Source organism: Veillonella sp. (assembly GCF_041333735.1).
Classification (GTDB): Bacteria; Bacillota; Negativicutes; order Veillonellales; family Veillonellaceae; genus Veillonella.
In genome coordinates, this window is record NZ_JBGKFB010000001.1 from 996169 (window position 1) to 1010758 (window position 14590).

Genomic DNA, 14590 nt, shown 5'->3' on the forward strand with positions numbered 1-14590 from the left:
GATTTATTTATATTGATTTTGTGGAGAAAATTATGAAACTAAACATTACCAATGTAGGGAAGATTGGCTCTGCAACATTTGAATTTAATGGTATTACTGTTATTGCTGGCAATAATAATACAGGTAAGAGTACTGTAGGGAAAAGCTTATTTTCATTATTTCATCAATTTTTAAATATTAATAATGCCGTAAAAAACCATCGTTATAATGCATTTATAAAAAGAGTTAAAAATTTAGATTTAAAATATGGCGACGGAGATAATTGGTGGCAGCCTCGTGATGAGTTAGTTAATAAATATAACTTGAAAGATATTAGGCAGTTTCTCGAAAACGAATCGGATATAAAAGATATTCGTAGTACTGTTAATTCCATAATTATGTATGATGGCCCTGATAAAGAAGAGTTTTATGAAGAGCTTTTATCTGGTTTATCTGAAGTTAGATCTATTAGTGATAATCGCTTGAAAGAGGAACTAGTAACACTATTTTTTAACAACATATTTGCATCTCAAATTAATAATGTACAAGCGAAAGTGGCTAAAGCTGAGTTGGAGTTGGAAATTAAAAATAAGCCATTACGTGTTGTCTTTGAAGATAGTCAATGCGTATTGGTAGAAGATAATGTTACACTAACTAACAAAGCTATATATATAGATGACCCATATGCTATTGATTTAGATTTCAGATACAGGCTTTATAATCAAAGTGTGGGTCGCGATTATATTAATAATATTTTGGCTGGATTACTACATACTAATAACTCTGATGATTTGGTGGATAAAATTATAGCAACTGATAAGTATAAGGAGATAGAATGTATAATTGATAGGGTTATAAAGGGGAATCTTATCGAAAATAAAAGAGGAATATTTACCTTACAAAATGAGGACTTTCCCAAGGGGCTTAGTGTAAATAATATTTCCACGGGTGTAAAGTCGTTTTTAGTTATAAAGAAATTGATTACAGATAATATTATAAGTGAAAAGGACGTGCTAATTTTTGACGAGCCAGAAATACATTTGCATCCAGAATGGCAAATTCTATATGCTGAGTTACTAGTTCTGATCCAAAAGTACTTTGACTTAACTATTCTTTTAACAACTCATAGTCCATTTTTCTTGAGAGCAATAGAAGTTTTTTCTAAAAAGTATGAAACTGAAGAGAAATGTACATATTATATGGCTAAGACTAAGAATGAATATAGTATATTTGAAAAGATAAATGATACATCTGATATATATGCTAAGATGGCAGATGCATTTTCTATATTAGATAAAATTAATGATGATATTGAGGAATGCAATAATTGTGAGGATATGTGATTATGTGTATATCAGTATTAGATAGTTATTTAGAGTCTTATCAGCATCATCTAAAAACAGTTTCAGATATTTCAGTAGATGATTCAAACAATAATGTGAGTTGTTGTGAGAGTGATATTTTAACTTATAGTTTTGATGATATTATTAAGGAATTCTGTGATAAATTAGATGTAGAGGTAATTGCTAGTGTTGATGCTATATCTTTTTATGATGGATGGTTAAATTTAATTGAATTTAAAAACAGTTCTTGTTCAGGAAGAAAGACCCAATTTGGACTTAAACGTAAATTTAATGACACCATTCGTTATTTTGAGCGAATAGTGCTAAATAAATGTTTTCTGGATCAAACAGATATACAAACTCGCATTATATTAGTTTTTAATCCTGATAATCCTGACGGGTATAATGATATAAAAAACGGACTAAATAAATATGCTAAGCGATTACCTGCAGATAAATATAAATTGAATACGCTAAGGCAGTATTGTGGTTTGCTACAGTTGTGTAATGAATTTAAAATTTTATATTCGAATGAATTTTTAGAAGATATTAATAAATATATTCAGACTGAATAGATAATGATCAAATAGGGATTTAGTTTTTGTTGATTGTTATGTAAATATTAGGATTAAGTGTATATAAGGCTATAATACTGTTATATAAATAAGGCTGATAGCATTTATAGATTTTTTGGGGGAACATAATAGAGTGGGCTAAGAAAGGTTATATTTAATATGCCCTTTCTTAGCTAGACTTCTATATATACATCATGTATAATATTTGTATTGCAATATTGGATCATGGCAGTTCTCGGGCCCGTGCAATGGGGGCCTGTGAATCGTGTCAGGACTGAGAGGTAGCAGCACTAAGCGGTAACCTTCATGTGCCACGGGGAACCCGGGGGCTGTCGTGATCGAATATTGCAAGGCGGCCCATGGGGCCGCTTTTTTTATGTCTAATCGATAGAGGGAAATGGGTTGTATAAATTAATGATAGAACTCTATAAAATGAGTAAGATTTCCGTGAATATGGTATAATAAAGTATTGTAATTTTCGGAAAAAGGGGGTGTTCCAATGGCATATATTGCGTTATATCGTAAGTACCGTCCGCAGACGTTTACCGATGTGGTTGGTCAGCATCAGGTGTCTGATACGTTGATGCGCGCTATCCGTGAAGATAAGGTAGCTCATGCATATTTGTTTGCCGGCCCGCGGGGGACTGGTAAGACGAGTATGGCTAAGATTTTCGCGCGCGCTATCAACTGCGAGCATGGGCCAACGGATCATCCTTGTAATGAGTGTAGTGCTTGTAAATCGATTTTGAGTGGCCAGTCCATGGATGTTCTTGAAATCGACGCCGCATCCAATCGTGGTATCGATGAGGTGCGTGCCCTTCGTGAAAGCGTCAAATTCATGCCTGTTGAAGGCCGTAAGAAGGTATTCATCATCGACGAAGCCCACATGCTTACGACGGAGGCGTGGAATGCTCTCTTAAAAACCATAGAAGATCCACCAGCTCACGTTATGTTTATTTTCGCTACTACAGAAATTGAAAAATTGCCTGTTACTATCGTATCTCGTTGTCAGCGCTACACCTTTAGACGCATTACGTCTGACGATATCGCACAGCGTTTATCCTATGTAGCAGAAAAGGAAGGCTTTGGCCTTGATTCTGCAGCGGCTCAACTCATTGCGGTTCATGCAGACGGCGGTTTGCGTGATGCCTTGAGTATCTTAGACCAATGTGCCGGTATGGCGACAGGCTCTATTACGCCGCAAGTAGTAGAAGAACTGATCGGTCTTGTCAGTAAGGAATGGATTATTCACTTCCTCGATGCGTTACGCAACGGTGACGGTCCTAAATTGTTGTCCTATATTCATGATGCCTTAGCAGAAGGTCGTGATGCGACACAGATTATGGAAGCCCTCATTCAGCACGTGCGGGCCTTGCTTGTAGGCAAGGTAGCACCTGATGCGGACGAGCTCAAGGTATACGATGCCTTTAAGGATGAATTCCTAGCTCAAGCTGAAAGCATCGATTTTAATGAGCTTAATCAGTATGTGCGCAGTGCTCAATCCATCATGAATGATGCAAAACAGGTGGATAATCCACGAACCATCATCGAAATGGGCTTACTCGTTTTATGTGCTAAATTAGGCTCTGTTGATGAAAGCTTAGAAGACCGTGTATATGCATTGGAAACGGCAGAGCGGTCCGAACGGAACGATTTATTGAACCGCATGGCTCAATTGGAGCAACGAGGTCCAGCTGTCGCAACTGCACCTGCTTATGGTGCTAATTCCTTTGGCCCGCCTGGTGGTTATGCCAATAGCTTTGTTCCTGTAGATCATACGGCTACTGTACAGAGTGCTCCCATGAGTAGTGAGCAAAATGCTACTGTTGGTACAGTACCACCTCCAAGTGGCGTAGGAATGATGCCACCGCCTACTAATGTAGGTATGACACCGCTGCCTACGAATGTAGGCTTGACACCTCCACCGCTGGGAGCTCCTGGTAGCACACCTCCTCCTATGAATGGAGTGGGCATGGCTCCTCCGCCGATGGGCGGTGTTGGTATGGCGCCACCACCAAATACGGGAGGCGGACCACAACGACCTACGAGAAAACAAGCTACAGGACGTGGGAAAAAAGGTATTAGTACACAGGCTATCATTAGTGATCAAATCTTGTCGGCTCAAGAGTATCGCAATGTACAGTCCAATGTCATTAAATACTTGAAGGACAGCAATCGCAATATGACCTCCACCGTAATTGGACAAGGTCAACTTGTATACGTAGACCAAAGCAAGGCGGTTATGGCCTTCAAAAATACATTGCATCTCAATGTAATGACCAATGAAGTAAACTTAGCAGAAGCAGCAGATGCTTTCACCTATACGCTAGGCTATCCAGTACATGTAGAAATTGTTGATGCCCTCACACAAGTTTACAAAGACTATAAAAAGGCCTCTGGTAGTACGACGCAGCACCAAGTAAAAGCGCCGCAACGTCCACCAGAACCGATGGTAGATGTACAGAAGACCTCTGGAGGTCAACCGACACAAATGGATTTAACAAATCCATCGGCACCACAAGGCACTAATAATGTACCAATGGGAAATAGTTCAGTAGGAGCTAATAGCGCTCAAGATAGTAGCGTGTCACAAGCTCAACAACCTACCGCACAGGTTGGCGGTTCAACCACTGGTGAACAATCTAGTAAGCCTGATTCCGGAGCGGTAGACGCGGCAAAAGCGGCGGCTTTGGCCTTCTTAGCGAAAAAGACTGGCGGTGCTGTTGCAAGTGCTGCCGTTAGTGATAGTGCGAATATAGCTACAACAGAAGGGCAAACATCTGGTGGAGATGTACCGATTACATCCTTTGATGGCAGTCCGTCTGTACCCGTTCCAGATGGAGAAATCCCTATCGAGTCTCTAGCAGGTTCTATTGAAGGCGATGATATTCCAGTTCATTCCTTTGACGATGTACCTGTAGACGATATGGAGGAATCTTACGTATCATCCTTGGATGATATGCCACCACATCCATTAGATAGTGTCACTGTTATTAGTGATGATGGGGAGGTCTTAGAACGCCCTATGGATAGCGGGGCGCATATTGAGGTAGAAGCTGTCCCAAAGTTTAATGGGGGCGAACAACAGGGAACCCCTTATCAAAGTGATGATCATGCTATGCTTTCACAAGCACCTATTGAAGTAGCGCCCATCGATAGCGTGACGGTAGCTCGTGAATACGCATGGGATCCAGAGCATATGACAGAAGAGGAGCGAAACAATCCTCTCTTGGCAGAAACATTAGAGAAATTATCTGAAGACCACGACATTATCGTCGAGGTCATTGAAGAATAAATTTTTGAGTATACCTGTTGGTCCTAAGGCCGTAGGTGACACATATGTTAAAATCTATGTCGCATGTTAGAGTTATGGGCATAGACAGTTAGTAAGGACAAGGTCCTAAAAGGAGGAATTACAATGTTTGGTAAAGGTATGGGCAATATGGCTGGCATGATGAAAAAAGTTCAAAAAATGCAAGCAGATATGAAGAAAATGCAAGAAGAATTGAAAACTCGTACAGTAGAGGCTTCCGTTGGTGGCGGTGCTGTAACAGTTGTGATGAACGGTGAAAAAATCATCGAGTCTTTGAAATTGAACCCAACTGCAGTTGATCCTGAAGACGTAGAAATGTTAGAAGATTTAGTGATGGCTGCTGTAAACGAAGCTAGCAAAAAAGTAGACGACCTCTTGGCTCAAGAAATGGGCAAAGTAACTGGTGGTCTTAACTTGCCAACAGGTTTATTCTAAATGACAAATGCTTTAGAACGGCTCGTAGAGCAGTTGCGCCGCTTGCCAGGTATCGGCTCCAAGTCGGCTAGACGCTTGGCCTATCATTTGGTAGAAATGCCGAAGGAAGAGGTAGACCGTCTCGTGGAAACCATCGTAGAAGCGAAGGGGGCTACGCGTCACTGTTCTATTTGCTTTAACTTATCAGCTCAAGACCCTTGTGAATTCTGTAGCAATCCAAACCGGGATCAAACGACGATTATGGTCGTTGAAACATCTCGCGATGTTATTGCTATCGAGCGCAGTGGTGATTATAAGGGCTTATATCACGTGTTGGAAGGCGCTTTGTCCCCTATGGAGGGCATCGGTGCTGACGATATTCGCGTAAAAGAATTGATTGCCCGCCTTCGTGATGGTGTCGTACAAGAGGTTATTCTCGCTACTGACCCAGATGTAGAAGGGGAGGCGACAGCTCTCTATTTGGCGCGTTTATTAAGTCCAAGTGGCATTAAGGTAACGCGCATTGCCCGCGGTGTTCCTGTAGGTGGCGATATCGAATATGCCGATGAATTAACATTAGGCGGTGCTGTAGTGAACCGCCAAGAAATGAAAGGATAATATGGGAGCTTTATTAGCATCACCGATTATTTCGGCGGTTGTATCCGTTGCTGTAGCCTACATTGCTTTCAAAGTAGCATTTTTCACCATTAAACGAGTGGCTATGAATGCAGTAACTGGTATTTTGACGTATTTAGTATGCGTTCATATCCTCAATATTCCTATGGATATTGGTTTGGGCGTATGGGCTTTAACAGCAATTCTAGGCCCTATTCCAATGCTCATTGCAGCCGGATGGTACGGCTTTTTAAAATAGGAGGACCTCATGCTTATCAATCGTGAACAACAACGCGTTATTGATGAAGTTGAACAGAATATCCTCTTGTTAGCGTCCGCTGGGACGGGAAAAACGAATACACTTGCTTATCGAGTGGCTCACCTCATCGAGGGCGGCTATGCGAAAGCGGAGAATATCTTGTGCATGACCTTTACGAATAAGGCGGCAAATGAGATGAAAGACCGCATTCAATCGCTCGTAGGCAGTCCTGCAAAGGCTGTGGAGGTTAGTACATTCCACAGCTTTTGCTTTTTCGTGCTCCAACAAGAGGGGAAGCGCAATGAAACCTTATATACGGATGTAACTATCTTTGATGAAGAGGATTGTAAGGAATTGTCTGAACCGTATCGTCCAGGTAAGTTGCGAGAAATGTCCTTTGCCAACATCATCGGCATGGTAAAAGAATATCGCTCTCTATATGGGTTCTATTCTGATAATCTCGTAGGCGATTATAAACGAACTATTGATCGTTTGCAAAAGGAACAGCGTCCTGCTATTGAGCAACAGTTTTCTAGTTTTGGTAATGTTCTTTATAGTGAACTTCATGATTTCTTGAACCATGGTCACGAATGGATTGCTGCCTATGATGAAAGCTTAGCCTCTGTACATGGTCTAGATTTCACAGATCTCATTTGCGGTGTTCATCGCCTGTTCCAAGATCCTGTAGTTCGGGAGCGTTGGCGTAGCCGTTATAGTTATATCTCTGTAGATGAAATGCAAGATACGGGCATTCTAGAGTACAAGGTACTTGAAATGCTTTGGGAAGGTAATCACGTCCTATTATGTGGGGACTATTTCCAAACAATATACGAATGGCGTGGGTCCGATCCATTCCGTTTACTCAAGCAATTTGATGCGGACTTTAAGCCTTTAAAAATCATTTTCTATGAAAATTACCGCTCTAACTGGACACTCTTTACGATGGCTTTCAAAACATTGCAGAATATGTTCCCTGATCTGGTAGGATCTATTTATACTGAATTGCCTCGCGCCAATAGTGAAAGAAAGGGTAAGCCTGTTCTCATAAAAGGCTGTAAAAATAGCTATCTTGAGGGACGGTATATCTATGAAGCTATCTGCGCCTTGCCAAAGGATGCCAATATTGGCGTTTTAGTGCGGGATAATAAAAAGGCACAACGGCTGAGCGACTCCTTTGAACGCCTCAACAATGAAAAACCTGAAGACGAACGCCGTCATTTTATGATCATTGACGAGTTTAAATTCTTTAGACGCCAAGAAATCAAAGACGTTATGGCCTATTTCAAATTGCTCATGAACCCGAACGACTCTGTCAGTGCTAAGCGCATTATTAAACGCTATGTTGCGGGTATTGGTGACGCTCGTATCGCCGCTATTGAAAGCCCTGAGACGCGTCAAGTAGGCTTAAATTTGACGGACTTTATGGATATGCCTATTTTTGAAGCAGAGCCTTATGCCAAGCTCGTTAGTGGCTTAGAGAATCATGAGGTTGTAGTATACGATGTGGAAAGTACGGGCACTGATACATCTCAAGACCGCATTATTCAAATTGCAGCTATTCGCATCGACGAAAATGGACAAGTGTTAGAGACCTTTGAATGCTTTATCAATCCAGGTGTACCTGTGGGTCAATCCGAAGAGGTGCATGGCTTCTCCGATGCGTACTTACAAGAACACGGCGAAGACCCAGCTACGGTGCTGCAAGCCTTTAAGGAGTTCTCCAAGGATGCCATCATCGTTGGTCACAATGTAAACTATGATGTGACTATCTTTACCAACGAATTGGCACGGCATAATTTAGGAAATCCTGAATTTAAGGCTATCTACGATACACTCGATATTTACCGTCGCTTCTATCCTAATTTGCCAAATCATAAATTGGGCTTCCTAGCTTCTGAGTTTCCTATCCATCATGAGCCTACGCATAATGCGATGGACGATATCTTGGCCACAGCACAGCTTTTGAACTATGCGGTAAAAGAAAATATCGTGCCTACCACAACAGGTCGTATGGTAGCGATTAACAAATATAAAGCGGCTTTCACCAATATTGCGTCCCAAATGGCGACCTTGCGTAGAAAGGCCTATACAGAGCTACCAACGAAGTTATTGGCGTACATTATGAACCAAATGGGGGTTCTAGAATACTACAAATCCCATGGGGAATCGGCGAAGGTAGAGCATATACGGGATCTATATCGCATCATGGAAAAACTTGATGCTGCCTATGAAGGTCCAGCTGGTTTGGCTCGATTAAATCAAATCTTGCAGATGGCAGCCCTTACGGCAGGGGAGCCTGCCCAACAGGTACGTAACGAAGATCGCATTCCAATCATTACCATACACCAAGCAAAAGGTAGCGAGTTTGACCACGTGTTCTTGGCAGGCCTCAATGAAGGAACCTTCCCAAGTCCTTTTGCTATTGCAGAAGGTCGTGAAGACGAAGAAAAGCGCTTGTTCTATGTGGCCATAACACGGCCTAAACAAGAGCTAATCATTACCTTTGAACAAACGAATATACGTGGACGAGCTGTTCAACCGAGCTCGCTACTTAACTATATGCCACGAGACCCTGAGCTCGTAGAAAGGAGATACTAATGGCGCGAAAAACACATCGTCCAGATGATATTTTGTGGACTGTCAATGCCGCAGATGTAGAGGCTGCACATAGTGAGAAACAAGATATTACACTTGGTGCAGTACTAGATACTCGATATCCTCGTAAGTCCTTAGTCAAGCTATTTGAGGAAAAACTAATCCATATCAACGGCCATAAGGCGACGCCAAAGGATGTTATCTCCGAATGTGACGAGATTTGGATTGCTATGGCGAAGGAAAAAATCGATTACGAACCAATTGAAATGGATCTACATATCCTATATGAAGATGATGATCTCCTCATTGTAGATAAGCCTGCTGGTGTGACAGTAAACTCTAAAGACCAAGTATCTCTTGCTAATGGTGTAGCATACTATTTTAAAGAGAATGGTATTAAGCGGAAGGTTCGTTTCTTGAATCGCTTAGATAGAGATACGACGGGCTGTATCGTGATTGCTAAAAGCGGTTTAGCCCAAAGTCTTTATCAACAGCAAATGGACGATAATACCTTTGAAAAGTGGTATATGGCCACTGTTGAAGGTATTGTAGAAGCTGATGAAGACTCTTTAGTATTACCTATGGATCGTAGTACTGATGGTATTCATTATGAAGTCAATCCAAAGGGGAAGGAAACGCGTACCGATTTTTCCGTCCTATGTAGACATTCTTCACAGCCTGTGGATAACTCTGTGCATAAGTTGGTAAAATCTGTGGATATAGCTCAAGAAAATGTGGATATAGAATTACAAAATGTGGATAAACATGGTGTAAATGTGGACAAATCTGTGCATAACTCATCAAAATGTGGATATACTGAGGTTTTAGTTCGTTTGTACACAGGGAAAACACATCAAATTCGTGTAGCTTTCAGCCATATAGGTCACCCTCTTGTAGGGGATACATTATACGGTGCACAACCGACAGGACAGCCTTTCCAATTGCGGGCTCAGAAGGTAGTATTTACACATATGCGCACAGGGAAACGCATTACGGTTACCGCGTAATTTGATCTGATTACATTATTGTTAACAATAAATCTGTCCTATATATTGTGAAGTCATAATACATTAAATATTCTAATTGAGAATTGAGAATTATTGATAATTCAGTAATTACAATAATTTTATAAAAATTTTTCAAAAAATATAATGACAAATGATAATCGATAAGCTATAATAAGAACATAGATAAATCGATAGGCTTCGATTTGTAGCTTAGTGAAATGAATGTAAGAGGTGTAGTATGATTTTGCAAGAAAATAGTGCAGCACGTAATCGGGGAATTACGCTTGCCAGTATAAAAGGTATTATAGGTAACGTCGTTCTCGTTATCTTTAAAATGATTGTAGGCCTTGCGTCTAACTCCATCGCTATCATCCTTGATGCGGTGAACAACTTAACGGATGTATTGTCCTCTGTATTGACCATCGTTGGTACAAAATTAGCCGCTAAAGGGGCCGATAAGGAGCATCCTTTTGGACATGGTCGCATAGAATATATGACTACCATGGCAATTGCCTTCATCATCCTTGGTGCAGGTATCGGATCTCTTAAAGAATCTATTGATAAAATTCTTCACCCTGAGGTATCTACCTTTGATATTCCAAGCCTCGTTATCATCGCCGTTGCTATTGTGGTGAAAGTTGTGATGGGCCGCTATATCAAGGCACAAGGCGAGAAATACAAATCTGATGCGCTTGTAGCGTCTGGTATAGATGCGCTCTTTGATGCAGTAATTACCTTTGCCACATTAGTATCTGCAGGCTTAGTATTCTTCTTTAACTTTGATATTCAAGGTTATGTTGGTGCAGTGATCTCTGTTTTGATTTTGAAAGCTGCTTATGACATTTTAAAAGAAATGTATAATCACTTGCTTGGTGTTCGTGCAGATGATAACTTAATCCGTGATATTAAAGAAACCATCGCTCAACATCCAAATGTAGGTGGTGTATATGACTTGGTTTTGAATAGCTACGGACCTGGTGAAACAATTGGCTCTGTACATATTACCGTACCAGATACGATGACTATGGCTGATATTCATCCTTTGACAAAAGGTATTGCTGTTCATCTTTATAAAAAATTTGGTATTAATATGACCGTTGGCGTCTATGCTGAAAACCAACCAAGTGTGGAAGTGCTTGAAATTAGACAAGCTCTTGACCAAGTTGTAAGCTTATATACACATGTTGTACAAGTACATGCCTTTTACGTACACGAAGAGAAGAAAGTTATCTACTACGATATTATCTTTGACTTTGACGAAGAAGATCCACATGGTACATTAGAAAAAATTAAAGCAGAAATGCAAAAACGCTGCCCTGACTATGTACAATTTGCTATTGTAGATACAGACTTTAGTAACTAATAGAATAAAAAGGCTTTAACCGATAATCGACGAAATAAATTTCGCCAAGAAATGGTTAAAGCCTTTTCTTTTATTAGGTTTGAGATATAGCTAAGAACGAGGTGGTACTATGTTGCGATGGAATCAAATAATTAAGAATAATGGTCCTGAAAAATAAGATAGGCTTGATAATAAATAGCCTAATGCGTATAATGTATTGTATAAAATATAATTTGTTTAGGGAATCCTATCTGAGGAGAGATATAATGAAGAAATTTGCTCTTACAACATTAGCTGTAATGGCGGCCGTTGGTGTGTTGGCGGTTCAGCCTGCAGATGCGAAAAAGGTACAACAAGATCCTAGTATGGCACTTATTGATATGCCTATGAATGATGAAATTCAGCAAGTCAATGGTGTATCTAAATCTGCAAATAAAGAAACACAACGTTTATCTAATAAGTTAGCAGATGCTACAAGAGTGATGATTAAGAAGAATTGGAAGACCATCTATATTAAAGCTGTACCTACAGGAGATAAAGCGGCTGTACGTTTCTATTACACAGATAAAAATGGTCAAGTATATAATGGCCAAGTCATTAGAAATACAGGCCTATCTAAAGGCAAATATATGACTGGTTCGTTGCGACAAGTTGAAGCGCTACAAGAATTAGTAAATCATTTACAACAAAATGGTCAAGAGGTACCATCCTCCATTGATCTTATCATTACCCAAGGTGGATATCGTACTAAGACAATCTTTAATTATGGCGAAGATACAAGTAATTTACCTGCTTATCAACAACAGTTTGAACAACAAAACTTCCCTACTATGAAGTAAGAGAAAGGCCCGTGCATAGCACGGGCCTTTTTGTTAGATTATGTAATCGTCAGAATCTTCTTTTTTAGGCTTTTTGTAAAGTTCTTTTACACCAGCCATCTCGATAAGTTCCTCACTGAGAGCGTCTTCATCATCTGTGTTAAGCATGGAGTAGAAGGCCCAGAGAATTACGAACCAAATTGGTGTAAACAAGAGGGCAATTCGAGTGTCTTCGTTTAAGGCGAGAATACCTAGAATGAAAACAAAGAACGCAAGGATGATGTAATTCATCACTGGGAATAGAGGCATTTTGAATTTAGATTGTGCCGCTAATTCAGGATTTTTTTTGCGATATTTAAGGTGACAAATAACCATCATTGCCCAAATAAAGATGAAGCAGAATGTAGAGATAGATGTAATCATGACGAATACTGCTTCTGGCATTACATAGTTGAGTACAACTGTAATTAATAGTACTGCAGCAGAGAAAATGGTAGCTTGGTATGGTACACTGCTGTGTGTTAAGCGGCGCATAGAGCTTGGCGCATGACCGCGTTTAGCAAGGGCGTAAATCATACGGCCTGTACTAAAGATACCCGAGTTTGTTGCAGATGCAGCAGATGTAAGAACTACAAAGTTTACGATGCCTGCAGCGGCTGCAATACCAACTGCTGTAAATACGGCTACAAATGGGCTAGCAGATGGGTTGACGGCTGTCCAAGGATAAATACTCATGATGATAGCCAAAGAGCCCACATAGAACAAAATAATGCGTAATGGAATGTTGTTAATCGCCATAGGGATAACCTTTTCAGGATCCTCTGTTTCACCAGCTGTCAAACCTACGAGCTCGATACCTGTGAAAGCGAAAACAACCATTTGGAATGATAAGATAAAGCCCATCGTTCCGTTCGGGAACCAGCCCCCATAATTCCACATATTACTAAAGGCGGCAACACCCGCATCTGTAGTAAAGCCTGTGACAATCATGATGATACCGATGATGATGAGGGAGATAATGGCGATTACCTTAATCAAGGCAAACCAGAACTCCATTTCACCGAAATATTTTACAGCTGTTAAGTTCATTAATAGCAAGGCCACCAAGACGACAAGGGCCGGTATCCATTGAGGCAGCCATGGTATCCAGAACTGCATATAGAGGCCTACGGCTGTTAAATCGGCCATGGCTAGTGAAAGCCAACAGAACCAGTATGTCCATCCTGTGATAAATGCTGCTCGATCACCTAAATAATCTTCTACGAAATCGATAAAAGAGTGGTGATTCAAGTTGGATAATAATAATTCGCCTAATGCTCTCATGATGAAGAAGCAGATAATACCTGTAATAAGGTAGGCGAAAATAATGGATGGACCTGCCAAGTGAATGGCACGGCCGGAGCCTAAGAATAAGCCTGTACCAATGGCACCGCCAATGGCGAGCAACTGTACGTGCCGGTTCTTAAGTCCCCGTTTTAACTGATGCGTATCAGACATAGTAAAGACCTCTTTTCTACAAACTATCTACAAATATAAAAAGCCATGGATACCCATAGCCTTTATAATCTATAGAATATATAAAACTATTTTCTTATAATACAGTATCTATTGTAAAAAGTCAAATGTATTTATACAGTAGACATATAGAAAGAAAAGTATTATTAATATACGAATAAAAGAGAAATTATTCATAATTTTTAAAAGGATACTATGCCTTAAAAGGTTTAAAAAATTTGCTATAATAATACATAGATTATCTTTTACGTAAAACCGTGGAGGCTATTATGAGACGACAAGACCGCAAGGTTACAGATATAGATGAAATTAAGGGCATTTTAAATAGTACTCGTATCATTCACCTAGGCATGATGGATAGTGATTACCCTTACGTGGTGCCCTTACATTTTGGATATGAATTTATAGATGAGGTACTTTATATCTATGTACATGGCCATTATGAGGGAAAAAAGTTTAGTTTGATTCAAGCGAATCCACATGTATTTATTGAAATTGATGGTAGCGATGAAGCCCTCGTTTCAGGTGGAGATATACCATGTAAATATAGTTCGGTATACTCTAGTGTGATGGGTCGTGGAGAGGCTACCTATTTAGAGTCTATTGATGAAAAATCTCATGGCTTACAAGTATTGATGAAACATCAGACAGGACGTGAATTTACTTTTACGGAAGCCATGGTAAACTCTGTGGGCGTAGTTCAAATTAAAATTGTCGACTATACGGCCAAAAGGCGAAGACAACTTGAACAAGATACTATTATGCCTCCATTAACTAAATAATGACACAACAATCCTATTGAACTCTATTATGAT

General features: G+C 40.1%; 12 protein-coding genes and 1 other RNA gene. 12 read left to right on the forward strand and 1 reads right to left on the reverse strand.

Features of this window, described 5'->3' with window-relative positions; translation table 11 throughout:
* The first annotated feature begins 32 nt into the window (after nucleotides 1-32).
* The 11 genes from ACDF53_RS04405 to ACDF53_RS04455 all read left to right on the forward strand — a co-directional run bounded on the left by ACDF53_RS04405 (nucleotide 33) and on the right by ACDF53_RS04455 (nucleotide 12281).
* Nucleotides 33-1322, forward strand: a complete 1290-nt coding sequence (locus tag ACDF53_RS04405) for an AAA family ATPase (RefSeq protein WP_370815614.1) — start codon at nucleotides 33-35, stop codon at nucleotides 1320-1322.
* 2 nt (nucleotides 1323-1324) lie between these two features.
* On the forward strand, nucleotides 1325-1897 hold the full coding sequence (locus ACDF53_RS04410) for a hypothetical protein (RefSeq protein ID WP_370815615.1): 573 nt from the start codon (nucleotides 1325-1327) through the stop codon (nucleotides 1895-1897).
* A gap of 133 nt (nucleotides 1898-2030) precedes the next feature.
* Nucleotides 2031-2258: signal recognition particle sRNA large type (ffs, locus tag ACDF53_RS04415), an RNA gene on the forward strand.
* A gap of 138 nt (nucleotides 2259-2396) precedes the next feature.
* On the forward strand, nucleotides 2397-5192 hold the full coding sequence (gene dnaX / locus ACDF53_RS04420) for a DNA polymerase III subunit gamma/tau (RefSeq protein WP_370815616.1): 2796 nt from the start codon (nucleotides 2397-2399) through the stop codon (nucleotides 5190-5192).
* Nucleotides 5193-5315: 123 nt separating this feature from the next.
* Nucleotides 5316-5645, forward strand: coding sequence for a YbaB/EbfC family nucleoid-associated protein (locus ACDF53_RS04425; protein ID WP_008602262.1), 330 nt, complete (start codon nucleotides 5316-5318; stop codon nucleotides 5643-5645).
* Entirely contained in the window at nucleotides 5646-6242 is a 597-nt protein-coding gene (gene recR, locus ACDF53_RS04430; RefSeq protein WP_004694915.1) for a recombination mediator RecR, read from the forward strand. It begins immediately after the preceding gene.
* Nucleotide 6243: 1 nt separating this feature from the next.
* Nucleotides 6244-6498 (forward strand): hypothetical protein, encoded by a 255-nt coding sequence (locus ACDF53_RS04435; protein WP_005385224.1) that lies wholly within the window; start codon nucleotides 6244-6246, stop codon nucleotides 6496-6498.
* 9 nt (nucleotides 6499-6507) lie between these two features.
* A complete protein-coding gene (locus tag ACDF53_RS04440; protein ID WP_370815617.1) occupies nucleotides 6508-9096 on the forward strand; it encodes a 3'-5' exonuclease in 2589 nt (862 codons plus the stop codon).
* Complete coding sequence (locus ACDF53_RS04445) at nucleotides 9096-10100, forward strand: RluA family pseudouridine synthase (RefSeq protein ID WP_370815618.1); 1005 nt, start codon at nucleotides 9096-9098, stop codon at nucleotides 10098-10100. Before ACDF53_RS04440 ends, ACDF53_RS04445 begins: the two co-directional genes overlap by 1 nt.
* A 238-nt stretch (nucleotides 10101-10338) precedes the next feature.
* Complete coding sequence (locus ACDF53_RS04450; protein ID WP_005385228.1) at nucleotides 10339-11463, forward strand: cation diffusion facilitator family transporter; 1125 nt, start codon at nucleotides 10339-10341, stop codon at nucleotides 11461-11463.
* A 245-nt stretch (nucleotides 11464-11708) separates the two neighbouring features.
* Nucleotides 11709-12281 (forward strand): immunity protein YezG family protein, encoded by a 573-nt coding sequence (locus tag ACDF53_RS04455; RefSeq protein ID WP_370815619.1) that lies wholly within the window; start codon nucleotides 11709-11711, stop codon nucleotides 12279-12281.
* 33 nt (nucleotides 12282-12314) lie between these two features.
* Here the strand turns inward: ACDF53_RS04455 and ACDF53_RS04460 are convergent, their stop codons facing one another.
* Complete coding sequence (locus tag ACDF53_RS04460; protein ID WP_370815620.1) at nucleotides 12315-13757, reverse strand: amino acid permease; 1443 nt, start codon at nucleotides 13755-13757, stop codon at nucleotides 12315-12317.
* A 287-nt stretch (nucleotides 13758-14044) separates the two neighbouring features.
* Here ACDF53_RS04460 and ACDF53_RS04465 point away from each other — a divergent pair, with 287 nt between their 5' ends.
* Nucleotides 14045-14557, forward strand: a complete 513-nt coding sequence (locus ACDF53_RS04465) for a pyridoxamine 5'-phosphate oxidase family protein (RefSeq protein WP_370815621.1) — start codon at nucleotides 14045-14047, stop codon at nucleotides 14555-14557.
* The last annotated feature ends 33 nt before the right edge of the window (nucleotides 14558-14590 follow it).

Bases quoted from the DNA above. Each gene is read 5' to 3' on its own strand.
- dnaX (WP_370815616.1), top strand. From the start codon at position 2,397: ATGGCATATATTGCGTTATATCGTAAGTACCGTCCGCAGACGTTTACC.
- ACDF53_RS04445 (WP_370815618.1), top strand. From the start codon at position 9,096: ATGGCGCGAAAAACACATCGTCCAGATGATATTTTGTGGACTGTCAAT.
- ACDF53_RS04460 (WP_370815620.1), bottom strand. From the start codon at position 13,757: ATGTCTGATACGCATCAGTTAAAACGGGGACTTAAGAACCGGCACGTA.
- ACDF53_RS04425 (WP_008602262.1), top strand. From the start codon at position 5,316: ATGTTTGGTAAAGGTATGGGCAATATGGCTGGCATGATGAAAAAAGTT.
- ACDF53_RS04450 (WP_005385228.1), top strand. From the start codon at position 10,339: ATGATTTTGCAAGAAAATAGTGCAGCACGTAATCGGGGAATTACGCTT.
- ACDF53_RS04455 (WP_370815619.1), top strand. From the start codon at position 11,709: ATGAAGAAATTTGCTCTTACAACATTAGCTGTAATGGCGGCCGTTGGT.
- ACDF53_RS04405 (WP_370815614.1), top strand. From the start codon at position 33: ATGAAACTAAACATTACCAATGTAGGGAAGATTGGCTCTGCAACATTT.
- ACDF53_RS04410 (WP_370815615.1), top strand. From the start codon at position 1,325: ATGTGTATATCAGTATTAGATAGTTATTTAGAGTCTTATCAGCATCAT.
- ACDF53_RS04435 (WP_005385224.1), top strand. From the start codon at position 6,244: ATGGGAGCTTTATTAGCATCACCGATTATTTCGGCGGTTGTATCCGTT.
- recR (WP_004694915.1), top strand. From the start codon at position 5,646: ATGACAAATGCTTTAGAACGGCTCGTAGAGCAGTTGCGCCGCTTGCCA.
- ACDF53_RS04440 (WP_370815617.1), top strand. From the start codon at position 6,508: ATGCTTATCAATCGTGAACAACAACGCGTTATTGATGAAGTTGAACAG.
- ACDF53_RS04465 (WP_370815621.1), top strand. From the start codon at position 14,045: ATGAGACGACAAGACCGCAAGGTTACAGATATAGATGAAATTAAGGGC.